Source organism: Enterococcus sp. AMC1252, from assembly GCF_058216515.1.
Genome location: NZ_CM177097.1, coordinates 1,488,552 through 1,509,492, shown reverse-complemented (window position 1 = coordinate 1,509,492; position 20,941 = coordinate 1,488,552). Strand labels below are relative to the sequence as shown.

The 20,941-nt window shown below is 36.7% G+C and carries 35 protein-coding genes; all 35 read right to left on the bottom strand.

Annotated elements, in window-relative coordinates:
* Positions 1–18 precede the first annotated feature (18 nt).
* Entirely contained in the window at positions 19–579 is a 561-nt protein-coding gene (locus tag AC4BB5_RS07185; protein WP_490458671.1) for a hypothetical protein, read from the bottom strand.
* A gap of 9 nt (positions 580–588) precedes the next feature.
* The gene (locus AC4BB5_RS07180) at positions 589–1,938 is read right to left on the bottom strand and encodes a hypothetical protein (RefSeq protein ID WP_490458670.1); all 1,350 of its coding nucleotides are present in this window, start codon (positions 1,936–1,938) and stop codon (positions 589–591) included.
* Between the two features lie 12 nt (positions 1,939–1,950).
* The gene (locus AC4BB5_RS07175; RefSeq protein ID WP_490458669.1) at positions 1,951–2,097 is read right to left on the bottom strand and encodes a hypothetical protein; all 147 of its coding nucleotides are present in this window, start codon (positions 2,095–2,097) and stop codon (positions 1,951–1,953) included.
* 12 nt (positions 2,098–2,109) lie between these two features.
* Entirely contained in the window at positions 2,110–2,499 is a 390-nt protein-coding gene (locus AC4BB5_RS07170) for a hypothetical protein (RefSeq protein ID WP_490458668.1), read from the bottom strand.
* Positions 2,499–2,744 carry a hypothetical protein gene (locus tag AC4BB5_RS07165; protein WP_490458667.1) on the bottom strand — a complete coding sequence of 82 codons (246 nt, stop codon included), beginning with the start codon at positions 2,742–2,744 and terminating at the stop codon, positions 2,499–2,501. Before AC4BB5_RS07165 ends, AC4BB5_RS07170 begins: the two co-directional genes overlap by 1 nt.
* On the bottom strand, positions 2,741–3,454 hold the full coding sequence (locus AC4BB5_RS07160; RefSeq protein ID WP_490458666.1) for a hypothetical protein: 714 nt from the start codon (positions 3,452–3,454) through the stop codon (positions 2,741–2,743). Before AC4BB5_RS07160 ends, AC4BB5_RS07165 begins: the two co-directional genes overlap by 4 nt.
* A gap of 4 nt (positions 3,455–3,458) precedes the next feature.
* Positions 3,459–4,601, bottom strand: a complete 1,143-nt coding sequence (locus AC4BB5_RS07155; RefSeq protein WP_490458665.1) for a hypothetical protein — start codon at positions 4,599–4,601, stop codon at positions 3,459–3,461.
* A 5-nt stretch (positions 4,602–4,606) separates the two neighbouring features.
* A complete protein-coding gene (locus AC4BB5_RS07150) occupies positions 4,607–5,740 on the bottom strand; it encodes a hypothetical protein (protein ID WP_490458664.1) in 1,134 nt (377 codons plus the stop codon).
* The gene (locus AC4BB5_RS07145; RefSeq protein ID WP_490458663.1) at positions 5,730–6,035 is read right to left on the bottom strand and encodes a hypothetical protein; all 306 of its coding nucleotides are present in this window, start codon (positions 6,033–6,035) and stop codon (positions 5,730–5,732) included. The genes AC4BB5_RS07150 and AC4BB5_RS07145 overlap by 11 nt, the downstream gene beginning before the upstream one ends.
* A complete protein-coding gene (locus AC4BB5_RS07140) occupies positions 6,022–6,309 on the bottom strand; it encodes a hypothetical protein (RefSeq protein ID WP_490458662.1) in 288 nt (95 codons plus the stop codon). Before AC4BB5_RS07140 ends, AC4BB5_RS07145 begins: the two co-directional genes overlap by 14 nt.
* A 38-nt stretch (positions 6,310–6,347) precedes the next feature.
* The gene (locus AC4BB5_RS07135; protein ID WP_490458661.1) at positions 6,348–6,611 is read right to left on the bottom strand and encodes a hypothetical protein; all 264 of its coding nucleotides are present in this window, start codon (positions 6,609–6,611) and stop codon (positions 6,348–6,350) included.
* A gap of 15 nt (positions 6,612–6,626) precedes the next feature.
* Entirely contained in the window at positions 6,627–7,307 is a 681-nt protein-coding gene (locus AC4BB5_RS07130) for a structural protein (protein ID WP_490458660.1), read from the bottom strand.
* 2 nt (positions 7,308–7,309) lie between these two features.
* On the bottom strand, positions 7,310–7,876 hold the full coding sequence (locus AC4BB5_RS07125; RefSeq protein ID WP_490458659.1) for a hypothetical protein: 567 nt from the start codon (positions 7,874–7,876) through the stop codon (positions 7,310–7,312).
* An 11-nt stretch (positions 7,877–7,887) separates the two neighbouring features.
* Positions 7,888–9,276 (bottom strand): hypothetical protein, encoded by a 1,389-nt coding sequence (locus tag AC4BB5_RS07120; protein ID WP_490458658.1) that lies wholly within the window; start codon positions 9,274–9,276, stop codon positions 7,888–7,890.
* A gap of 205 nt (positions 9,277–9,481) precedes the next feature.
* The gene (locus AC4BB5_RS07115; protein WP_490459039.1) at positions 9,482–11,044 is read right to left on the bottom strand and encodes a hypothetical protein; all 1,563 of its coding nucleotides are present in this window, start codon (positions 11,042–11,044) and stop codon (positions 9,482–9,484) included.
* A complete protein-coding gene (gene terS, locus AC4BB5_RS07110; protein ID WP_490458657.1) occupies positions 11,037–11,882 on the bottom strand; it encodes a phage terminase small subunit in 846 nt (281 codons plus the stop codon). Before terS ends, AC4BB5_RS07115 begins: the two co-directional genes overlap by 8 nt.
* A gap of 135 nt (positions 11,883–12,017) precedes the next feature.
* Positions 12,018–12,176: a hypothetical protein gene (locus tag AC4BB5_RS07105; RefSeq protein WP_490458656.1), complete on the bottom strand. Its 159-nt coding sequence runs from the start codon at positions 12,174–12,176 to the stop codon at positions 12,018–12,020.
* A gap of 240 nt (positions 12,177–12,416) precedes the next feature.
* On the bottom strand, positions 12,417–12,869 hold the full coding sequence (locus AC4BB5_RS07100) for an ArpU family phage packaging/lysis transcriptional regulator (protein ID WP_490458655.1): 453 nt from the start codon (positions 12,867–12,869) through the stop codon (positions 12,417–12,419).
* Positions 12,870–13,019: 150 nt separating this feature from the next.
* Positions 13,020–13,811, bottom strand: a complete 792-nt coding sequence (locus AC4BB5_RS07095) for a hypothetical protein (RefSeq protein WP_490458654.1) — start codon at positions 13,809–13,811, stop codon at positions 13,020–13,022.
* A gap of 12 nt (positions 13,812–13,823) precedes the next feature.
* Positions 13,824–14,504, bottom strand: coding sequence for a hypothetical protein (locus AC4BB5_RS07090; protein ID WP_490458653.1), 681 nt, complete (start codon positions 14,502–14,504; stop codon positions 13,824–13,826).
* A gap of 24 nt (positions 14,505–14,528) precedes the next feature.
* Positions 14,529–14,729, bottom strand: a complete 201-nt coding sequence (locus tag AC4BB5_RS07085) for a hypothetical protein (protein ID WP_490458652.1) — start codon at positions 14,727–14,729, stop codon at positions 14,529–14,531.
* A complete protein-coding gene (locus tag AC4BB5_RS07080; RefSeq protein ID WP_490458651.1) occupies positions 14,722–14,922 on the bottom strand; it encodes a hypothetical protein in 201 nt (66 codons plus the stop codon). Before AC4BB5_RS07080 ends, AC4BB5_RS07085 begins: the two co-directional genes overlap by 8 nt.
* Before the next feature lie 19 nt (positions 14,923–14,941).
* On the bottom strand, positions 14,942–15,418 hold the full coding sequence (locus AC4BB5_RS07075; protein ID WP_490458650.1) for a WDGH domain-containing protein: 477 nt from the start codon (positions 15,416–15,418) through the stop codon (positions 14,942–14,944).
* Positions 15,415–15,633, bottom strand: a complete 219-nt coding sequence (locus AC4BB5_RS07070) for a hypothetical protein (protein ID WP_490458649.1) — start codon at positions 15,631–15,633, stop codon at positions 15,415–15,417. Before AC4BB5_RS07070 ends, AC4BB5_RS07075 begins: the two co-directional genes overlap by 4 nt.
* Positions 15,630–16,382, bottom strand: a complete 753-nt coding sequence (locus AC4BB5_RS07065) for a DUF1642 domain-containing protein (protein ID WP_490458648.1) — start codon at positions 16,380–16,382, stop codon at positions 15,630–15,632. The genes AC4BB5_RS07070 and AC4BB5_RS07065 overlap by 4 nt, the downstream gene beginning before the upstream one ends.
* Complete coding sequence (locus tag AC4BB5_RS07060) at positions 16,366–16,647, bottom strand: hypothetical protein (RefSeq protein WP_490458647.1); 282 nt, start codon at positions 16,645–16,647, stop codon at positions 16,366–16,368. Before AC4BB5_RS07060 ends, AC4BB5_RS07065 begins: the two co-directional genes overlap by 17 nt.
* Complete coding sequence (locus AC4BB5_RS07055; RefSeq protein ID WP_490458646.1) at positions 16,648–17,073, bottom strand: YopX family protein; 426 nt, start codon at positions 17,071–17,073, stop codon at positions 16,648–16,650.
* A gap of 12 nt (positions 17,074–17,085) precedes the next feature.
* Positions 17,086–17,868: a DNA adenine methylase gene (locus AC4BB5_RS07050; protein WP_490458645.1), complete on the bottom strand. Its 783-nt coding sequence runs from the start codon at positions 17,866–17,868 to the stop codon at positions 17,086–17,088.
* Between the two features lie 198 nt (positions 17,869–18,066).
* On the bottom strand, positions 18,067–18,744 hold the full coding sequence (locus AC4BB5_RS07045; RefSeq protein WP_490458644.1) for a hypothetical protein: 678 nt from the start codon (positions 18,742–18,744) through the stop codon (positions 18,067–18,069).
* Positions 18,745–18,763: 19 nt separating this feature from the next.
* A complete protein-coding gene (locus AC4BB5_RS07040; RefSeq protein ID WP_490458643.1) occupies positions 18,764–19,420 on the bottom strand; it encodes a hypothetical protein in 657 nt (218 codons plus the stop codon).
* A 17-nt stretch (positions 19,421–19,437) separates the two neighbouring features.
* Positions 19,438–19,887, bottom strand: coding sequence for a DUF1064 domain-containing protein (locus AC4BB5_RS07035; protein ID WP_490458642.1), 450 nt, complete (start codon positions 19,885–19,887; stop codon positions 19,438–19,440).
* Complete coding sequence (locus AC4BB5_RS07030) at positions 19,877–20,062, bottom strand: hypothetical protein (RefSeq protein ID WP_490458641.1); 186 nt, start codon at positions 20,060–20,062, stop codon at positions 19,877–19,879. Before AC4BB5_RS07030 ends, AC4BB5_RS07035 begins: the two co-directional genes overlap by 11 nt.
* Positions 20,059–20,469 (bottom strand): hypothetical protein, encoded by a 411-nt coding sequence (locus AC4BB5_RS07025; protein ID WP_490458640.1) that lies wholly within the window; start codon positions 20,467–20,469, stop codon positions 20,059–20,061. Before AC4BB5_RS07025 ends, AC4BB5_RS07030 begins: the two co-directional genes overlap by 4 nt.
* A gap of 1 nt (position 20,470) precedes the next feature.
* Positions 20,471–20,707, bottom strand: coding sequence for a hypothetical protein (locus tag AC4BB5_RS07020; protein WP_490458639.1), 237 nt, complete (start codon positions 20,705–20,707; stop codon positions 20,471–20,473).
* Positions 20,708–20,935, bottom strand: a complete 228-nt coding sequence (locus tag AC4BB5_RS07015; RefSeq protein ID WP_490458638.1) for a hypothetical protein — start codon at positions 20,933–20,935, stop codon at positions 20,708–20,710.
* Between the last annotated feature and the right edge of the window lie 6 nt (positions 20,936–20,941).

Below are 20,941 nucleotides of genomic sequence, written 5' to 3'. Positions count from 1 at the left end.
CACAAGATTTGGCATAAATTATCCGAAAAAAGCGTCAGCTTCATTGAATACTTCTGGATGATTATCAATAATTTGATTAAGAGCTTCGATGACAGAGAAAGGCAACATGTACGGACCAATTTCATCGCCAACCTGCAAGAACGTTGCTACTAAATTATAAATAGCAAGATGAACTTCTTCTCCTGCATAAGCAAACACTGATAACATTTCTTCATCAGTCAAATCTTCTACGTTTCCGTTTTCTTTCAACTTTTTAAAGAATGGAGTAATTTTCATTATTGCATCTACAATGATCAAATCAGAACGTGGCGTGATAGCAACATCCGGAAAATTAACACTGAAGACGTAATAAGGGCCAACAACTGTAGCATCAGCAGGTTTCTCAGAAAACGCACTTATTGGCACGCGGAACTTGATTGTATAGTCATTCTTTTTCACATCTGTTTTATTTGCATTTCCGACTACAGCAACCTCTTCGTCTTTTACTACTGGAAAAGGTGTGTCATCCTCATTAATTTTTTTTAGCTTGTTATTGATAGACAATAAAGCTTCTGGTGTCATTTCTTTTTCTGTCATCATTGTTACCTCCTAGTCGATTACTCGATACATTTCGTAAAATCTGCCGTTTTTATCTCGTTGTACTGAAATGGTGAACTCAAATGTTGTTTCTTCGTTATTCACCGTTCCAGGGAATGACGTGATCAATACATTGTTGTAAACATAAGTTTGTTTCACACCATCTGTTTGTTCTTGTGTAAATGACATTCTAACTTTTCGTTCTTCGAGCGCATCTTCGCTGCCGATGAAATGCTCAACATCAACTTTCTTCGGATAACTGATAACAACTTTTTTACCAACTAATGACTCGTGGAACAATACCTTCCCGGCATCTGCTGGCGTCGTTGTACTACCATCTAAAACGATGAATTGCTTCTCGTTGATGTCTAGAACTACAGGTGTGCTGACGCGATTTAAAGTAGCATCAGTTACATTACATTCGTCAGAAATTGCAGCAGTAGTGAATGAACATTCGTCCATATTCATATCTGCTAACTGTAGATAACCATAATTTACTCCACCAATCGTCACAGGTGTTACTGGACGTTCGGCTGTCTGAACGATCCATCCGGTGGTTTGATCGCCTTTAGACATTAATGGATTAAGTTTCCAGTAATTAGGCGTTGCGCTCTTACCACTCAATGTACGCTCAATTGCGATACTTGTTGGATCATATCCACCACCGAAGCATGACGCATCCACCGGATCAACCGTAATCTCGCCAGAAAATTCATCAATACAACCGATTTTTACAACATCATTAACTTCAAAATCTTCCAAGGAATCGTAAATAGAAATAGAAGAAAATCCGATTGTTGGAATCAAAGTTTCATCTTCTGCGGTAGCTTCTAATTTAAGTACCACGCCCGATTCAGTTGCATCCCATCCACTACCCTCAACTTTTGAAGGGGCTTTTGATAGATCGACGACAACTGGATAAAAACCAGCATCTGTCACAATCACTTCATTTTCATAGACATCACCATTCGTTAATTTGCTATCGTGTACATCTAAAATGGTAGTTTTCAAAGCGTATGTTCCAGCTTTTGGAAAGTTTACATAATAGGTAATTACACCAGCTACAAATTCAGTTGCATCAGCTAAAACTGAAAATAATGCACCAGCTGGAAGTCCCGCTCCATTAGAAACGATCAGTGTTCCAGTATTTCGACACCCCTCTGCCAAACAGTTAAAGAGATCATCTGGTGAACTATATGAATTAAAGGTTGCACTAGTCCCAATTTGACCGATAAAGTTTTTAGTATTGACTTTAACGCAACTATCAACATCTGTTAGTACGGCGAAATCCACCTCGATCATTTTTGTTAAGGCTTTTAAACCGATTTTAGAAATTAATGTATCATTTTTACATCTTCCCATTGCATTTACCTCCTATTGGTTGTTTTGAACTACACGAACAGCATTGCGCTCATGTTTGGCTCCGTTTTTTTGATTTAATGTTTGCAGTTTACGTTGAATAAATGCTTGTTTATCAACTGGTGTTTCTTGGATTTCTTCTTTTTTATTTTCTCTTGCCATTGTTACTACCTCCTATATTTTTGGCCGTCTTAAAACAGCTCGTTTGATAAATGGATCACCTGCACTTGCAGGTATTCGGACAGATTTTGCAAAATGGACATTGCCATCTTTGCCAACCCATCTCAATGCTTTACCATTTTTAGGTCTAATCGTATAAGGTTTATGTCCATCATGATACGGCACTGAATAATCAATACCGCCAATATTACGAGGATCTGCTTGTAATTTTGCAGGATCAACACCAACTCGATAGTGTCCTGGAGCTATTTTTTCAACCACTATACTATCTCGTAAGGCTCCTGATTGGACGTGCACTTCTTCCTTTTCAATCTGCATCATTTTGTTGGCGTAACTTTCAATTTCTTTATCAATCGCCTTCATTACTAAATTTGCTAGAGTCATCAGTCTACCTGCTTAAACATCTTAGTCGGCATGCCGTTCAGGTTGTAAACCTGATCAATTAAAAACAAGCCTTCATGAGCAGTAACCTCATACATCTCTCCAGCATAAAAAGTCGCTGATCTACCACTTGGTAATGTCAAACGTTTTTCTCGCTGAAAAGTCTGTTTTGAAATACGGCGGCTGCCACACGAAGAGCAGCCTGTCCGTTTAGATTGATTTTTAACGCCGAGAAATTTTACTTTCATATGACTGTCCCCCACCAATGTGCATTTCTTCTATTACATAAACTGATCAATCCTAATTGATTTTTATACGCACTTTCTATTAATCGCAGAAAGACACGTTCCAAATAAGCTGTTGGATCAAGATTACCGTTATAGTCATCTTCCGTTATATATCCTTGAGATGAACTATTGTCACTACATGCCTGGCACTTACTACAATCACATTCATTTTTTGAAGTGATGATATGCAACATGTCACAAAATATAGGTAACAAACAATCTGGAAGATCGTAATATCCTGCAATATACTCAATAATCAGCTTATATTCATACTCACAGTTACAAAGATCGTTCCCTAGATATTTTGATAGATCAATCCTTAACTCGTCTGAAAAATCACTATACAGATACTCATCATCACTGATAACAAACGGTTCTTCTTTAATCCCAAATCTGCGGACAAGAGTGATCTTAAATGAGCCAGGTATAATGGGTACAAAAAAAGGAATGAATTTTACAATTCCTCCCTCACACCCACATTTTCTAACATCTTCTACAGTCAAGACCTCTTTACGTTCTGAAACCAAAAATGTTTCGCAAGGTTCTTGGGTCCAACAGGTCATAAGGCTGACCAAATTGATTAGTTCATTTACATTTCTTTCGAACTCATCATCCTCAATATCTGGTAAACAATCACAGTATTCTTTTAATTGGTCAATAATAACGCTCATAGGCTTAACCCATTGGGATAAGTGTTTGAGGTGAAATCAGACCATCTAAACCTTGCAAAGCGTTACCTAAACAATTAGCTGTCAATGGAATATCAGTGATAACAGCTAAACGATTTGTATCGTTAGCAAAGGTAGTACCAGCATTATAGTAATAATCACATTCGACACGACAACCATCTTTCGGGCTTACTGCGTCTGAATCATGTCTTTGGAATTTTGTATCTGTTACGGCTAAATCAGTCAACATCATTGCCCCAACTGTTTCTCCATCCAATACCCAAACATCACCAGTACCGTTTGTTACATCTACAGGGATTGTTTTATCTTGAATAAATGAAATGCCATGGAATGTGATTGATTCCCCATTTCGAGCCCAACCAGTAGGTAAGTTATTGAAACGACCTGGTACAACTGCCTTGTCAATAGCTTCATAAGTTAATTCATGGACCGCAAACACATAGTTACTGCCACCTAAAACTTTCAAACGGCACCACAATGACTCAAAAGCACTAAGTGGATCTGCTCCGCTGATTCCTAAAACTGATGGATCAGACATGATTTGCAGCAATCCATGGAATGGTTTTAATGTTGCTGTAGCGGTAGCTGTTGTTCCTAAAATCATATTGCGGGCTGTAAAGAAGCGCATTGATTCTTGAGCCATACGTTTCTTAGCTTGTTCTCTAGTCTCACCTGCTCGCATGAAATAATTAATCATATCAGAAGGCTTGAATTTCAACATGCTATCCAAAAGACCGTCTAAGATTTCTTCACAATCACGTAAACAAAGTAATTTCAAGGGCGCTTCGGCTGCACATTTTTCTAAGCCCAAAGGCAACCAGCAGCATTCTCCTGCTGTATCTGTTGGCAATGATGTTCCGTAAGTATATGGTAAAACAATATTGATATCGTTAGTATCTGGATCTCTTCGTGTAACTAAATGGCCGTTTCCTAATGCTCCCATAATTGTTCTAGTCATTGGTGTACTTAAAAGCCAAGTAACTAATGGGAATTGATTCTGAATAGGATATTTTGGACGATTCATCGAAAAATCTGGTGCAATTCCAATTTGCCCGATTTCGGCAAGTTGCATTACCTTTGCTGCATCAACTGCTACTTTTTCTAATGTTGCTAAACTTGTATCTAACATTAATTTCACTCTCCTGTAATAAATTTGACTGGATCATATCCAGTTGGTTCCGTTTGATTTGTAGTAACTGAATTACCCTGTGAATCGATAACAGATAACTTCTCGAATTTTTTCAGTACATTTGATACACGAGTATTCATTGAAGTAAGCTGCTCATCTTGCTGAGCTTTATCTGCCTTGAGTTGTTTGTTTTCTGCAGTTAAAGCATCATTTTCAGATTTCAAACCTAAAACAAGTGTTTCTAGGTCCTTTACTTTAGCTTCTACTTGTTGGTTATCTTGCGCTGGTTCATTCGTAACAACTGAAGGTTCTTGCACAACAACTGGTTCCGCTATATCGGTTGGATCAGGAGTAACTGGCTGTGCTGGTTCCGTCACTGTATGTTCATTTGATCCTTTTGGTTCCACTGGTTCTGCAGGTTCCGTTCCTGGTTCAGTTGTTGGTTCTTGAACAATAGGTTCTTCTTTTGTTTTTGAAAAATATTTTTCAAATAGATTTTTTACAAGTCCGTCTTTCATAGTGTCCTCCTTCTGTTTTCCACTTAGCACCATAGTGCTATTAGCATTACCTGGTTCTCCCACGATTCCAAAATCATGGATTGTTAACTTCTCAATTACTGGTGCCCAATCAAGTCTTTCAAGTAATTCTTCATCAACACTTTCATCAACTGAGAAACTAAATTCAGCGCTAACTCCTATAACATTGTGTTGTCGTCTAAGTTCTTTGATGTAGATCGATTCCTCATCAATATTCAATTTGACATCAAGACCTTTTCTGCCATCTCCAATGTCAACTAGCTGTAAATCTTTCTTAGTCCAATGACCAACTAAAAATGGGAAACTGGAATAGTCCATGTGACCAATATTGATGCTGCCAACATAATCATCATCAAGTGAGTTATAGAACTCTTCTAGAACACCTTTTTTAATGTACGCCCGGACAGATGCATCACCATATAAAACACTGCCTTCATCCAACAGACGGACAACACCATTATTTGGAGTAATCGTTTGTAAATTGAATTTTTCTGGTTGATTTTTATCAACTGATGACAGATCAAGTGTATTATCTAGTAATTTTTTATATTGTTGTCGAAAGAAATTTCTCCCCTCGATCGCTTTCAAAAGGTTACTTTTCATCTTCAATCACCTCGATAACGTGGTACTTCAACTTTTTAACTCTGCCGCCACAAGACTTGCAAGAAGTAACTTCATAAGGAATGTTATGAGATTTCAAATGCTCTTCTAATTGTGGAGAATATTGTTTCTCTTTAGTAGCTTTAGAAAGACTTTCAAGAAGCAATTTGTCATCTGTCTCATAAACTTTCCCAGGAAATAAACGCTCATGTCCATATGTTGGAATACCTCTTACATTTTTAACAACTGATAAAGCAACAGTCCCATCAATCCCATCATATAGCTTAATTTTCTTCATTTTCTTTCTCCTTTTTTACATTCTTCTTTTTAGGAGATTGCTTTTTTTCGTTATCAATCACGTCAGATTCTTCTTTTTCTTCATCTGAATCAACGACCTTTTGATTGTTAGAATTCGGATGTTCTTCTTTTTCTTCATTGATATCCGGAATTGAAGGAATTTCTACTTTAATTTCAGATTCAGGGATAACTTCTCTTAACGAAGATTCACTTTCACCATTTTTCTTTGATTTCATAAACGCTAAGAGTTCTTTTTCAGAATCAAAATATTCCATTTTAATGGCTCCTTTCCTAAAATAAAAAGACCGCCTAATTAAAGACAGTCAATTTGCTTACATGGTTCATCTGGTACTTCAGTTTCAGTCTGAGGCAACATAGTATAACCACAGATACAATGGAAACCTGTAGTAACGATCTTACCTGTTTCTGCATCTGTATAACTAAATGCTCTGGCTGTAGTTGTACCCAATTTCCAGCTGTTTAATTGAGATAACGCTTTTTGAGCAGCATCACCATCTAACTTGATAGATTCGCCTTCTTTCATATCGATCTCAATATGCATTGTACGTTTGATCATCTTTCTCACCTCCTCTCAATATGCTTCTATGATCCATTCAAGAGAACAGAAATCATTTGGATGCGCAGTTGCTGTTAATTGATCACTATAATTGTGAATAACGAATTTACCGTCTCCTAAATCAATCGCTTGTCCTTGAAGTAAAAACGGCTCATCATAACCAATAGTTTTACCATCCAATGCTTTGCAAAGATCACAGGCACCAGACCAAGCTTTCCACCTTTTTTTGATGATAAGACGTTCTCCATATACTTCGACGATCTGATTGACAACATCAATATCAGCTAACTGTGAAATGTTGTGGAATTCTGTACGAGCCAATCTTTCAGCTTGATATTCTTCTAATTCAGGTAGCTGTTTTAAAGTCTCAAATAATAATTCATTTTGTTCGTATAACGGCAACTCCGGATATTCTTCAGCAATTTTTCTGGCCCAATAGCGAGCTTTATCATTTAAACGATTTGCATAATTATCTAAAGAACTCTCCAAATTATTGATGTAATCACGATAAATTGATGAATTTGGTTGAAAATCAATACCAGCAATTGCTTTGTTTTTTTCAAGTGTGGTATCGGCTCTTAAGAGCCAAAGTAAAGATGCGAAGATGATGATGTTTTGACGACTCTCATCAGTATTCTGTTCATCGATCACATCTTTCGCATAATCATTTAAAAGTTCAGTAAGTTGATCATCCATGGCTAGAATTCCATTTTGTCGTAGTCAGTTACCATTTCTTGAGAATTGCTGATCAACTCATAAATTTGCATCGAACTCTTATTGTCTAAACGACCTTTGAAGTCATTAACAAAATCATCTGCCTTGATGGTTAAAATAGAATTAACAATAAGGTTGTCATCCTCATCTTGACCTATGCGATAGGCTGTAACGTTGTTGCTATAGATTAAGCCACTGTCTTGTTCGAAGATAGCACGTTTATCTACAACCACGTCATAATACACAATAGTAACGACTTCATCTTTCTTTTCGCCTGGAATAGTCTCGGTATGTTTGCGATATCTGTTATTAAGAAATGTATCAACATTAACAGCTGTATTCTTTTTACCAGTGCTAGTGTAAGTTATTCCGTCCGCAGTTACTTGGCGATCAGTAAGATCAATTTTCTTACCGTGTAATTTCCTGTCAGTCAATTCAAGTTCATTAAGTTTTTGAGCATCTTCAAAACTGTATACTGGAGTGGCTCCAACTGCTAACAAGGGCTCAACCTTTTTCGTTTCATTTGCAATAATTTTTTCTAAATCTAACATCTTTATTCCTCCTAAATAATAATATTTTCAAGTAAAGTATTTGCTTTTTCGTCCTGTCCAAGCGCTTTAAGCTTTTCTGCTAATTCAACAATCTTCAGCGCATTCTCAGTTTTAGCGTTGCTGTCAACAGAATCATCTTTGTAAAAGTACATTTTTTCTACTCCTATTTTCGGAGCTAAGATGTTACTGAGTTGAACAGCAAACAACTCACGATAAGGGATGATGACGTTCTGCATGGCGTTCTCTAAAACTTTTTCCATTGAGACATTTCCACTCATTTTCCCTAGCCCAATCAACGCTGGGTTGATTCCAAATACTTGGGCAATGATTTCGCCAGCATCTTGTGAAAATGTGAGAAACTCAGTAGATTTGGTAACCCTGGGAATGTGTTCCATTTTTTCAAACATATCACTGACAAGAACCACGCTGTCACTGCTGCTATTCTTAATTTTTTTACCCAGCTCAGTGGCTTCTTCTTTTGCATTATCAGCAATATTTTGATTTGCTCTAACTGTCGTATTTAAAACGTCAGATGTACTTGCTTCATTTCCTCCCGATCGATCAATACCATTATTTAACCAAAATAAAAGACGACCAGGGCCGTCATACTCTAAATCTTTTACTAAAGTTTCATAAATCGTAGTAATCAAACGAACTCTGAGTTGATCGTGTGTCAGAATTGGTTCGCCTTCGATCAAAGACACATCTGTCCGTAAATTGATAAAATCTTCTACAGGAACACCAATGTGCCGTTTGTCTTCGGTGATTAAAATTCCTTTTCTCATTAATGTTTTAAGATCAAAATTCAACCACCCATCGATCTTATCTTTTTCGACAGTGGAGAAATCAAGCTTCTGTTTATCTCTTGAAATGATATATGCTAAGAGATCATCAAACCCATAATACTCAGTGTTTTCAGCAACTAGAGTGCCATACCTATTGTATTTGATCAGCTGAAGGCCATCGTCTTCACTCAAAAAACGAATCCCTGCGCGGCCAAACACCAATGAATATTTAACAGCTTGCCTGATCAATAAATAGTTTGTAGTGCCCTGCGCATTCTGAGAATACAAAAACTCTTTAATTTTTTCGTTTTCATCTTCATCTGAACCACTGACTAATGGTGCACTGAAGATTAGATTAACGATTGATCCGACAACATATTCAAGGACAGGAAGATTGTGCCACAGCCATTCAAGTAAATCGATGGTGCTTTTTTCTTTTTGTTCGGTGTAGCCACTCTTGCAATCATCTGGAGCATTTCCAAATATATCTTTAAAGAGTTTATAGCCGTTGTCACCGCCATCAGACAAAGAAAAAAACGACTGATCATTCGATTGAGATCGGTCGTTTAACTTCATCTTAATTTGTTTTTTTCTTTTCCGTTTACTCTTCGACATTATTTCACCCCTTTCTGTTATTTAATAAGCAAGGTTACATAATCTGTCTTATATCAAGTAGCAGCATCCATGGGCATCTAGCTTAATGAGATTGTGAAAATTAATTGGTATACTCGAAAAGTAATTATACATTGCTTTAAAATAAGGATTTATAAAAATGAAACATTGTGAAATCTCCTCAATGTATTAAGCTGAATATCGTTATTTATTTACCAGAATAAATAGCAGAACCAGCATTCTCAATCTTGTAAATTAACATCGCATGAATTGATAATAACACACTGTCCAACTCATCCGGCGATTTGCCAATCATCAATTTTATATCATCTTTTGGAATGATGGCAATCTTCCCGTTTGGTTTTCTATCTGCTTGGACTGCGTTCATTTGATCCTCTAAAGCTTCATGCATTTTACTGGTGAAAGTTACGCTCTTACTTTGGATCAGCTGCTGCAGATCGATATGAAGCTCTGACCGCATGTTGAAGCCATGGACAGATGCATAATGATTCGAATCTTTCCTCAGTTTAGTTGTGCCCCCACCAAAGTTTATTCCAAGAACGGCTGCAGACCCTAAACGCTTGGCTAGTCCTTCTATGATATAAACACCATAACCGACATCGACACAAATCTTTTTCACTTTGAATTGTACAATGATTTTCATAAGATTATCAATTATTTTTTCGCTTGTTTCACCATCCACCCAATCAGATTTATCAATCGTTACATGATCCAATACACGTACACGTCCCAATGGATTTACACAAGTTAATGCAGCTTCTATTCCATCTTTGCCTTTGTAAGCTCCATCAATACCAAGAAAGAACTCAAGATCATCAGTAAGTTTACTGTCATCAATTACAATTGGATCAAACAGAGACTTGTCTGAGTAGTCTTCCAATTCGCAAAGAAAATATCTTTTGCAGGTACTTTCTTCCTTGAAGAATTCAGACTCAATAATTTGTTTCTTTGATTTATAGCGTCCTTCTTCCAATGCTGTCCTGGCGTCCATCCAAACGATTAAAGTATCTTCTGGAATATTATCACTGGTTAAGCTGTCATAAAAGCGGCCTTTTCTATGTGGGTTAGATATTTCAAAACTGAGAAATTTCTCTCCAGTATCACTTGAAAATTCTCTCCGACCAATTTCGGCAAAAACTTCATCAGGAATCAATGCTGCTTCATCCACAATATAATCACCGCCACGACCTACTGCTGAGTTAGATTTCAAAGCATCTTTATAGTTACCACCAAGAGTGATAGCTTCAACAAGTCCGCCACCTTTTAATGCTACTTTTTTCTTGGACATTCCTGTTTGAAGTCGCTCGATCTTGTCAGCTGGCTCAAGCAATTTCCTTTTGAGAGATGCATCTGCCACTTGAATATGATCCGCAACGTTCTTCATAATAATTTCCGTAACTTGGGCATCGTTTCCGGCCACACGAACAGGACGTCCTTCATCTGCCAACATTAAAGCTAATTGACCACACATCCAACTCTTACCGTACTGTGAGGGAGTAACAACTTTAATTGTTTTGTACTTCCCTGCTTTAACAGCGCCAATGAGTAACGATTGAGTGAAATAAGTTCTGGTGTCGAAATAAGCTAATGAATAACTTGCTCCTAACTTTGCTAATTCCAAAGCTTCAACTCTTCCAATGGATAACCTTTTATAGTGCTGAGGAATAAATCCTTTGAGCCATGGTCTTAGTTTTTCTTTTGGAGTGGTAGCGTCTAAAAGTTTAATAACTTTTTCTTGAGTTTCATTCATCACTGATCAGTCCATCCATATATTCTCTTGCTAAGCGCACCTTATCCTCAATAGACAGCTCCCCTTTATCATCCTGGGGAAGATTAAACTCTTGGTTGATCTTTTTGATCTGAGCATCCATCAATTCATTTTTACGCTTATTCATAGATAGGTCACTTAGCTGCTTTATAGATTTTGTGAGTTGATTACTGACTCGTGTCAAAGCATCTTCAATGGCTAAGACGTCATTGATTTTTCTGAAGGTTTTTTCTTTGACTTCAATGGCTTTAAATTCCGGCAAATTAAGTTCCCAAGATCGGCCATCTCCGTCAACTATTTTCTTACGACCTCTCAACTGATGCAGTATCTGCTTCTCGCTCTCACTAAGTCCATCCTCTGCATCTTTCAGACGTTTCAACATCCGGCGTTGACGAATCTGTTGCAATGTAACTTGCTCCTCTAAAACGATAGTAGGATCAGTTTCTCTATTAAATAGATTCTTCTCATCTTCTGAAAGAAACTCAGCAAAGATGGTTTCGTGTTCGCCAGTTTTCACAGCATTTTTGTTCCCTTTTGGTGGAGCAGCGTGTTTGTTTCCCTTGTTTCCTTTTGCATTTTGATTACCTGGAGGAGCGCCACCTTTGTTTGAAGTACTCCCTTTATTTTTCGGAGTACTCCGTTCATCCGTTTGGAGTACTCCATTTAGCTGCTGACTCCATTTATCTTTAGATTTCCAACCGGAGATTGTTTTTTCTGGAGCATCCAAAATTTCGGCAATTCTTCGATTAGCAATATTTCCATCATTCTCTAAAAATAATTTTAAAGCTTGATCACGTTTCGGATCTCGTTGCCTAGCCATTCATTTCACACCACCTCACGATCAATATTGTTGAGTTTCGTTTTTCGAATTCTCAGCTCGTTTAAGACGTTTTAATGTTGTTGAGCATAATTGTCCAAACGAGTTCATAACGCTTCATATCCATTTGTTTTTTTGTTAATTCTGACTACTTTTGGCGATGACTTCTATATCACAATTGCCAAAGGCTTCGTAATTTAAAAATTGCCAAACTCCAAGTTGATTTGCTCGTTCCAATAATTGAACATCGGTAAAAGCAATGGCTCGACCATCTTGTTGTAAAGTAGTAGTGTCCAAATTTATCACTCCAAACAAAAAGACCACTCAAAGAGTGATCCGGTTTTATGTATTACCACTCACAGGCAAGAATGGAATAAATCTTATTTTTATTGTTGTCAGCCTGTGAGTGGTTTTTGAAAGAAAGGAGAAGAATCATCGACTATCGTGTAATTGTGTTTGCTGATCACTTTCCTTATCTTTCGATATTACTATAATAATTGATAAATACTCCAGATGTACTCCAGAAGTTATCCGAATTTACTCCATATTTTCTCCACGTTCAGGAAATTGTGGAACGACTTTTGTATATTGTTCACAGCCGAGGGACCATGCTGCTTGTTCCAAAGCGAGATCCTTATACTTGTAGTATGTGGAAGACGGCCACATGTAGAAATCGATGATCTGAGCATCGGTCTTTTCATAACCATCAACATAAAGAGCTTTTAAAATCTTCTGAGATTCTTCATTCGGAATAGATTTAATAGCATTTCTGATTCGTTCTGTTTCCTGTTCAGCGTATAGCTTCATTACGATATTTCTTTCTATGGCAGGCTCTTGACTTGTCCCCTTTGGTTGAGAATCAAAAGATGTAGTCAATTTTTGTTGAATTTCTCTTTTGGCCACCATATTCAATTTGCGGTATTGCGATAAAACAGCGATAGCCGCTTTTTTTGTTGCTTCTTTATCAATCTCATCAAAAAGACTAAACAAGCTGATTCCTCCCATTTATGGTATAATTGATTGTCGTAGTCGGGAGGAATCTCGGCTTTTTTATTTTCGCCTTTTTTCAGTTCCATTACTAATTGCCTTTTGTTCTAACCGACGCTTTTTCTTCTTGATTTTCGACTTCGTTTTTCCCATCTATTCCACTCCAATCGATTTTTTCTGTTTCAAATACTCATCCAATTTTTTTGCATGATCAACAATTGCTTCCATTGGCCATTCCAAACTTCTTGGGATCCCACCGCTTAATGCAGCGGCAATATCTTTCTTCAAAGACCAACGGCTTGTACTGAAACCAGCTTTATTTAGCTCTGCAATCATTTCGTCAAAGTCATTATTTTTTTCTTTAAGTGATTGTATCTGTTTTTGAAGATCCTTATTTTCTTTCGTAAGTTGTTCAACCTCTTGCGTTAACTTTGTCCCAATTCTTTGTCCTAGCTCACGTCTATAAGCTTTGTGTTCAAGATAAGCCTCCATATAAGCCTCTTTATCTGAAAAGAAGGGATAGCGATCATTTGATAACCTGGTCATGATGATATAAAATAGCATCCCAGCACTCATTTCTACTTCACGATAGATTGCTTTTTTTCGAGTGTAGAGTCCTCCGGTTTCAGGATTGTACCAGATGAGTCCGACATCGGCTGCCACTTCATCGGGTTGAATTAATCCTTTGGGACAAACAAAAGAAAAACGGTGAGTCTGTTCTCTGTAGATTGGCCATTTTTCATCATTTAAAAAATCTTGACGATCGACTTTAATCTCATAACCATAGATACAAGGTTTACTCCAACTTTTATTGATAGCTATTGCGTCCATTCGAACATTGCTGCCATTCCATCCTGTTGGACCATTCTTTACTTCAGTCAAGAAAAAATCACTGATGTGTTTTTGTTCTAAAGCTCGTTTTAAATCTACATCTCTTATTTTCATGAATACATCTCCTTAGAACTCTTTCCCACCATGTTTGAATGAACGAGATTTATTGAATTCATGTTTATCAGTAATGGCCCGTTCCAGGTTAATTCCATAAAATTCGCACATGTCCATAATTCGAATCACTACATCAGCTAATTCTGAGGAAACACCTTCTGGTTTTCCGCCTGTTCCATTATAGATTTCGTTTATCGGATGACCATTTCTAACCTCTTCTAGCGCTTCAGATAGCTCAGAATGACAAAGAGCAATTAATGTACCGAAATCTTGTTCTTTTTCCCACCATCCATGATCTGCTGCATTATGATGTACTTCTTTTTGTAAAAATGAAATCGAATTTATTTTTAATTCTGAATCATCTTTATCTAAAAGAAGCAAAAGCTTGTTTGTCATCCTTATCAAATCACCTTCTAGACTATCTGGCCATTCAAACCCGCCACTTATCTGACCAAAGAAATGATAAAATTTATTAGACAATTCTTTTCTGTACCAGCTGGCATCCCCATAAAACTCAACATCAGTTTCGGTAATACTTTTTTCTGGTTCAATTCTAATAAGAGTATCTTCCAATTTATATTCTTTCCCGGCGATAGTTATTGTACCTTTCGAATTTATATCCATACTATCAACATCTAACCAACGCATTCCTTCTTGAGTTTCAACTCTTGCTTGTACGTTTTGTTTCAACATATTTTTCTCCTTTGAAAATTTATTTTAAAAATCATATTCACTAAAAATTCCATAACTGAAAAATTCTTCGATTTCCCTCTGTTCTTTTTCGAATTGTTCCTCAGATATCTGCACTTCAATTTTGGCCGCTGCCCACTCAGCACCACAACCATTACAAACTTGATCTCCATTGCAATCAGTTGGACCAGTGCCAACATCGCAAAATCTGCATTCAATTCTAATCATCAGTTTGCTCCTTAAGATCATTAACTGGAAATACATCTGAATCAATTGGGACTGCTTCATTACTACGACAAAGATAACCAATTTTTTCAATGATTTTCTCATCTCGTAAATCAATTTCTAAACTATTATTTGTAAAATGAGATTTAACAGCTTCTAGAATATCTTTCTGGTTTAATATGACTGCTCGCTTCATTAAATCATCCCCGATACTTTCAATTTATTGAGTGCTTAGTACATTTACAATCTGGGCAGCATTTTCTTTGGTCTTTCCAAACTTTTACACAATCAGACATTAAACTTCCGCATCCTTTGCAGGTCGGTTGTTGCTTGGTATCTTCTTTCCACAAAAGGCTATATAAAATATTGATATCACTTGGTGTATGACCGTCCCATTTTGGCGCTTTGTCTAGTTCTTTTACTGGAAAATACTCCCAATAGCTCATATGATAATGATAAGAATAGTCACCAGCTTCAGTTGTAACTCCAACAATGAAGTAATTTTCGTACATAGTGCCATCATCGTGAAGTTTGGATTTCCAAGCATTATCTTTAAAAACTTTGCAGATAATAGAAAATAGGACCGCTCTGTGATGATACAATTCTGAAAAAGTATGTGATCCATCTGAAACTGAATTCACTTGATTATTTTTTAATTCTGAAATGGCTTTGTTTATTTCTTTTAATTTCATTCTGCGTCCTCCGTAATAGTTACATATTGACGAGTGAGAGGATTTAAATATGCCTTTATCTCGTCGTGCGTTGCGTATAATTCTGCCTCATACGAGTCATACACATCAAACATAAAACCGTCGATATCTCCTTCTGTTTGTATGCAAAGAGGGTAATTTAGTAAATTATCCGCTAAGTGTTTCGGTATAGTAATTTCATTTATTTTTGTTGTCATAGGGATGCCTCCCCTACTGGTACAGCAAACGCCCAATACCGCTCGTCTATTGCTTTGATTTCCTGTTCGGTGAATTTATTTTTGCCCATAGTTGGTTTATCAGAAAAATAGACATAGCCATTGTTCGGTTCGTCAATCCACAAGTAGCAATCATGATGATTGTGGCCTAATTTATTAAATACGACATAATACAACGGCTCTTTTGCCGCAGTGTAAGGCTCACCTTCGACAGCTCTCAGCAACTTAACAACATTGCTTAGACTTTCCGCTAAATATTCTCCAACCTCACTAGGGATTGTGTCATCATACGCAGAATCTTCGTTCCAGTAATAACGCATTATATAAGAAAGTAATTCATCGTGATCACCTTCTGCAGGCATCCCTAACCAATCAACCACGCTTTGCGGAAATTGCAACTTAAGTTTATTATCAGATTTATTCAACCAAGCGCGACATAACAGATCAAAATTATCATCAATCCAACATTCCACCGTATCATCGTCAATCTCATCTGTGCAATCGCTGTAGTACTCCTCCGTCAGCATCTCTTGCAATGAGCCGTATTGCTCCATAGTGTTTTTGATAAACTCCGGCACCACAACCTTGTCCTGTTTGGTTGGCAGTGATGATTTAAGTTGTTGTAAATATTCAATCAATAAATTACGATTGATAAATCTATCTCCAGGATATGCAAAATATTTTTTCGAATTTTCTTCAATAAACCCAATTAATTCATCGATTTTCTCCATTTGTTAAACCATTCCTTTCTCGACTCAACCTCAAGATATTCTTACGTTCATCGGTCTCAGATAAGTTTCGACCAAGAAAATTTTTGACCTCTGGAAAGGTTGCATCGATAACTGCTTGACCATGATTGTAAATGGTTAACATCCTACCACTAAACATTGCAGGATTGCGCAAAATAAACTGATACAATCTTTTTATATGCTTGTAATGACGTATCTTTTTGGGCTGCGCATTTTTTACTGATACGTGCCATTCAAATCTACTCACTTAGTTCACCTCAAGTAATTCTATATTTTCGTATTTGTTGCCGATAATTTCATGATTAACAGCTTGTCGGTATGGCTCACCTGTATTTCTATGGCCAAGCTTATAGTCCGATTTTTTCAATACGACTACAAATCCAGCTTCCTGAATCAAATACGATATATAGCCGACTGATCCCTGTTCATTTTTTACGATGTCACTTCCATAAATTTCAATACCATTGCAATCTTTTAATCCAGTGTACTGGCTTACTGTTTCTGGTATTACCTCGACACAATAATCGTGTAACTGTTCTAATGGGTAGGCTATTGCTTCGCCTAGTGTTAAACGAATAATAAAAGTTCTCTCACCAAACCCATTTGGGATTGGAACTCCATAAGCCCATTCTCCAGTTTTGACATCCTTGCCTCTAAACTTGATCTTATTCATTCATCTTCTCCTTCAAAGTAAGGCTAATTGTCCAGTTGGTTCGTAATTCAGCCATAAAACCTCTGTTCTGCTCTGTCCGCTCTCAGCATTTGCTGTGAATTGAACTTTATGCCAGTCGTGCAACATTTCGTTGTAAAGATCGTTATCATAACCTGACAAAATCACTTTACCTTTGAAATCAATGAGCGTTTCAAGCAAAGCTGGTTGTTGATCATCTTCCATTTCGGTCTCATAGTATCTGCTCTTTCGAGTAGTCTGAATATATGGCGGATCAACATATGCAAAAACTTCTGGCCGACTGTACCTGGTTAATAATTTAATTGCATCTTGATTTTCGATTTGTGCATCTTTAAGACGATCAGCTACTTCGAATACTCGTTCAGGAATATCTTTCCACTCCTGAAGCTTTCCACCTAAAACATCAATATTAGATCGCCAAACTGTTTGATACTTTTGAATACCTCCGATGCTTTGCCAGGACTGAACCAAAAATCGACGAGCATTTTCAATTGGATCTCGAGTATCAACCTTACTTAAATTCTGTTCTTGCCTACTCATTGGCGTCAGATACGCTACTTTTGCTAATTCTTCAGGATGTTCGCGACAAACCTTGAAAAAGTTATAAACTCGTTCATTTAGATCGTTAATCGTTTCAATTTTCGAAGGTGGTTTCAGAAAGAAAACAGCTCCTGATCCAAAGAACGCTTCTAGGTAGGTTGTGTGTGGTGGAATTAAATCAACTATTTGCTTTCCAATTCTCCATTTGCTACCTGGATAATTCAGGATCCGTTTCATTTTCTACCTCCCTGCTTGATCTTGCCTTTGTCAGCAAGATGAATGAACAGAAGGCCAATATTGATGACCTTCTCGTTCATAATCATAGCAACAGCACTTGGCTTCAAACCTTCGTTAAATAACCGAGTCGCTTCCGCTATCTCATCTGGAGTCCAATCAAATTTATAAGACTCTAGAATAATAACTGGTTTAGATTGTTTACTCATATGGATCAGGATTTACATCCTCTGCATCATCGGACGAAGCAGTAACCTCATCATTTTTGTCAGTTTCTTCTTTAACTGGTTGATTTTCTGAATCCGTTTCTTCTTTTTCTTCGCTGAAGCCTACTTTGCTTTTATGCCATGCATCAGCAAATGGAGCAAAATGTTGACGAGCAACTTCAATTTCATTTAGCAACGTGTATTCAGACATTTCATTATCTTCCGCAATATCTTTGATATGAACGCCTTTTTTAATTTGATCCAGAACGCCACGCGGATTGATTGAAATAGATTCAGGGTATTGCAAACTTGGAGCGGATAAAATGAATTCATCAATCAAGTCTTTATCAATTTGGAACGTTCTTTCTTCTACTTCTGCAACACCGTCTCCAAGCTCAAGAGCAGTTTGTTCTTCTTTAAGGATTTCGGCTGTGCCATCTTGATAAACCTTATACTCAAGATTTGGTTTGTTAGTTTGTTTATCGTAAGGAATTTTGTATTCATATGTTTCTGGTTGAATGACAACAGTGACTGTCTTACCTAAATAAGCTGAAATATCGTCGAATTTTCCTTGTAACGATGCATTGCTGACAATCAACAATACCTCAATATTTCCGTTTGATTTAGACGTTACTTTCTTTAATTCTGGACTAAAATTTACTTGATTTGACATGTGTTTTTCCTCCTAATTTTTATTTATTAGCTTCTGCTAACGTTTCTTCTAGAATTTTTTTGATTGATTCCTCATTGACATATTGCTCAGATAGTTTTTCTCGAATTATTTTGGTTAATACGAATTGAATATCTTGTTTTTGATTCGTAATGATTTCATCGAATTTTTTACTAACCATATTTTCTATAATCTTTTTAGAAACGATGTCGAATCCACTGAATTTAGCATCGTAATTAGATGTTCTCCCATCAGCTCCAAATTGTTTTTTAAAGATTTTATTATCAATTTTATTTTCAATATAGGTTGTTAATGGTATTTCTTCTATCTCATGGCTATATCCATTCGGTTTAACTGCAATAACTTTACGTTCAAGAAATTCATTCATAGTTTTGTCAGTAAATTCTTGAATCGAATTATCTAACTGATCCTTAACTGCTTCATCAAATTTACTAATTGCATCCTCGCTCGAATTTGACATTTTTTTCTTAACAGTGCTTTTGGCTTCATCGATTAATGCTTCAAAAGCTTTCTCATAGACCAATTCTTGTAATTTTGGAAACTCCTCTGTATCAACCTCTGTATATCCAGTATCACTTTCGTAGTAAACATTTTGAATATATTGTTCAAATCCGTCTCCAAACGCTTCGTCAATATCAATGTTAAAATTTAGTTTCATCATTTCTCCTCCTAAAATTATCTTGATTGTTTTTTCCTATCTGATCTTTCTTTGGCTCTTCTGCTTTGAAGTCTTGCCGACTCAAAACAGCTCATCTCGCTAAATACATCACGACGATGATCATATTTTGCAAAAACGACAGGAAATCCATATCGTGAGGCAAACATTTTCATTTTTATTTTGGACATTGCATCCTGGTACCCTTTAACATCAATAACTTTGACGATATTAGGACCATCAAAAAGAACAAAATCCGCTCGATATTTAATGGGTTGAATTTTCATATCACCCAACACGAAAGCATCTTGCAGAATTACATCATGTTGTAATTTGCAATATTTACCAGATAAAGGCATGAAAGAAACGCCTTTTTCCTTTAATTTTTCGTAATATCTTGCTTCAGCCTTAGAATCAAATCCGATCCCATCGATCGTAACTTTTTTGTTGGAAAACTTGTTATAGGCCATTTGATTCACCATTCAGTTTAGCGATTTGCTTCTGCCACTTCTTTTCTAGTTCCTTAAATTCAGCCTGTACCGCTGACCCGTTTAAGTTACATTTAGGACATGGTCCAACTGTAGCCATCCCAAAGTCACCTGTTGTCCAAATGACACGCTCATCTTTACAGTGCACGCACTTCATTTGCATTGCTCCTTCTTTATATTTTTTTTGCAATCGAAAAGGAAAGATTCTAGTTTTCTCTTGCTGAATTGATATAGTCTTTCGCTCTCAGTCCAAGGTCCTGTTGCTGAAATTAGTAAGCCTTTTATTTGGAGATACCCATTGTTATCAAATTCTCGATCATAATATTCTCCATAATCACTGCCAATACTGTTTTCCTCTTTTGGCGCAAAATTTTTCCAAACTTTATTTGCTTGGCTTTCTAAATAGCTAACTAATTCTTGAAATTGAAGAATATCAAAATCAAATTTCCAACTCAGATCATTTGATGGTTCCTTATTTGATAACGCTAGTTGAATATTTGATTTATTGACGATTACTAGTAATTCTTTGTTGTCTTTCGAATAAAAAGCTTGTAGATCAGTCATATTATTTACCGCCTTTCATCATCCAAGATTGATTTTGCTTTGTTGCTTTGGATTTCTTTTCAGGCTTGGTTGATTTCTTCATATCAATTGATCGCTTGACTCTGACAGCAATACCATCCGCGGTTGTTGCTGTTAAATTCGCCAGCTGTTTATCCTCATGGTGATATGCTCTTGAAAGATCACTAACTGGAAATCCATCTTTATCGAGATACGCCCATACTTTAACTACATATGGCATTTAATCACCTTCCTTTACGAATTCCCATCCCCGTTTTAAGTGCTGAGGATCAACTCCGACATAAACAAATTTTCCTTTATCATCTTTAGCTCGATAATGACAATTGACACTATCGTCCTTATTTATTTGTTCTGCTGTAGCTCTGGCTTCGTAAATTTTCCCTTTAGTTAAATTCGATTGAAAAAGACTAGTACATTTTACTTTGATTATTTCCGGTCCTTTAGCCATCTGATA

Coding starts and splice junctions, on each gene's coding strand:
- AC4BB5_RS07185 (WP_490458671.1), bottom strand. CDS start 579: ATGATGACAGAAAAAGAAATGACACCAGAAGCTTTATTGTCTATCAAT.
- AC4BB5_RS07180 (WP_490458670.1), bottom strand. CDS start 1,938: ATGGGAAGATGTAAAAATGATACATTAATTTCTAAAATCGGTTTAAAA.
- AC4BB5_RS07175 (WP_490458669.1), bottom strand. CDS start 2,097: ATGGCAAGAGAAAATAAAAAAGAAGAAATCCAAGAAACACCAGTTGAT.
- AC4BB5_RS07170 (WP_490458668.1), bottom strand. CDS start 2,499: ATGACTCTAGCAAATTTAGTAATGAAGGCGATTGATAAAGAAATTGAA.
- AC4BB5_RS07165 (WP_490458667.1), bottom strand. CDS start 2,744: ATGAAAGTAAAATTTCTCGGCGTTAAAAATCAATCTAAACGGACAGGC.
- AC4BB5_RS07160 (WP_490458666.1), bottom strand. CDS start 3,454: ATGAGCGTTATTATTGACCAATTAAAAGAATACTGTGATTGTTTACCA.
- AC4BB5_RS07155 (WP_490458665.1), bottom strand. CDS start 4,601: ATGTTAGATACAAGTTTAGCAACATTAGAAAAAGTAGCAGTTGATGCA.
- AC4BB5_RS07150 (WP_490458664.1), bottom strand. CDS start 5,740: ATGAAAAGTAACCTTTTGAAAGCGATCGAGGGGAGAAATTTCTTTCGA.
- AC4BB5_RS07145 (WP_490458663.1), bottom strand. CDS start 6,035: ATGAAGAAAATTAAGCTATATGATGGGATTGATGGGACTGTTGCTTTA.
- AC4BB5_RS07140 (WP_490458662.1), bottom strand. CDS start 6,309: ATGGAATATTTTGATTCTGAAAAAGAACTCTTAGCGTTTATGAAATCA.
- AC4BB5_RS07135 (WP_490458661.1), bottom strand. CDS start 6,611: ATGATCAAACGTACAATGCATATTGAGATCGATATGAAAGAAGGCGAA.
- AC4BB5_RS07130 (WP_490458660.1), bottom strand. CDS start 7,307: ATGGATGATCAACTTACTGAACTTTTAAATGATTATGCGAAAGATGTG.
- AC4BB5_RS07125 (WP_490458659.1), bottom strand. CDS start 7,876: ATGTTAGATTTAGAAAAAATTATTGCAAATGAAACGAAAAAGGTTGAG.
- AC4BB5_RS07120 (WP_490458658.1), bottom strand. CDS start 9,276: ATGTCGAAGAGTAAACGGAAAAGAAAAAAACAAATTAAGATGAAGTTA.
- AC4BB5_RS07115 (WP_490459039.1), bottom strand. CDS start 11,044: ATGAATGAAACTCAAGAAAAAGTTATTAAACTTTTAGACGCTACCACT.
- terS (WP_490458657.1), bottom strand. CDS start 11,882: ATGGCTAGGCAACGAGATCCGAAACGTGATCAAGCTTTAAAATTATTT.
- AC4BB5_RS07095 (WP_490458654.1), bottom strand. CDS start 13,811: ATGAAAATAAGAGATGTAGATTTAAAACGAGCTTTAGAACAAAAACAC.
- AC4BB5_RS07090 (WP_490458653.1), bottom strand. CDS start 14,504: ATGTTGAAACAAAACGTACAAGCAAGAGTTGAAACTCAAGAAGGAATG.
- AC4BB5_RS07085 (WP_490458652.1), bottom strand. CDS start 14,729: ATGATTAGAATTGAATGCAGATTTTGCGATGTTGGCACTGGTCCAACT.
- AC4BB5_RS07080 (WP_490458651.1), bottom strand. CDS start 14,922: ATGAAGCGAGCAGTCATATTAAACCAGAAAGATATTCTAGAAGCTGTT.
- AC4BB5_RS07075 (WP_490458650.1), bottom strand. CDS start 15,418: ATGAAATTAAAAGAAATAAACAAAGCCATTTCAGAATTAAAAAATAAT.
- AC4BB5_RS07070 (WP_490458649.1), bottom strand. CDS start 15,633: ATGACAACAAAAATAAATGAAATTACTATACCGAAACACTTAGCGGAT.
- AC4BB5_RS07065 (WP_490458648.1), bottom strand. CDS start 16,382: ATGGAGAAAATCGATGAATTAATTGGGTTTATTGAAGAAAATTCGAAA.
- AC4BB5_RS07055 (WP_490458646.1), bottom strand. CDS start 17,073: ATGAATAAGATCAAGTTTAGAGGCAAGGATGTCAAAACTGGAGAATGG.
- AC4BB5_RS07050 (WP_490458645.1), bottom strand. CDS start 17,868: ATGAAACGGATCCTGAATTATCCAGGTAGCAAATGGAGAATTGGAAAG.
- AC4BB5_RS07045 (WP_490458644.1), bottom strand. CDS start 18,744: ATGTCAAATCAAGTAAATTTTAGTCCAGAATTAAAGAAAGTAACGTCT.
- AC4BB5_RS07040 (WP_490458643.1), bottom strand. CDS start 19,420: ATGAAACTAAATTTTAACATTGATATTGACGAAGCGTTTGGAGACGGA.
- AC4BB5_RS07035 (WP_490458642.1), bottom strand. CDS start 19,887: ATGGCCTATAACAAGTTTTCCAACAAAAAAGTTACGATCGATGGGATC.
- AC4BB5_RS07030 (WP_490458641.1), bottom strand. CDS start 20,062: ATGAAGTGCGTGCACTGTAAAGATGAGCGTGTCATTTGGACAACAGGT.
- AC4BB5_RS07025 (WP_490458640.1), bottom strand. CDS start 20,469: ATGACTGATCTACAAGCTTTTTATTCGAAAGACAACAAAGAATTACTA.
- AC4BB5_RS07020 (WP_490458639.1), bottom strand. CDS start 20,707: ATGCCATATGTAGTTAAAGTATGGGCGTATCTCGATAAAGATGGATTT.
- AC4BB5_RS07015 (WP_490458638.1), bottom strand. CDS start 20,935: ATGGCTAAAGGACCGGAAATAATCAAAGTAAAATGTACTAGTCTTTTT.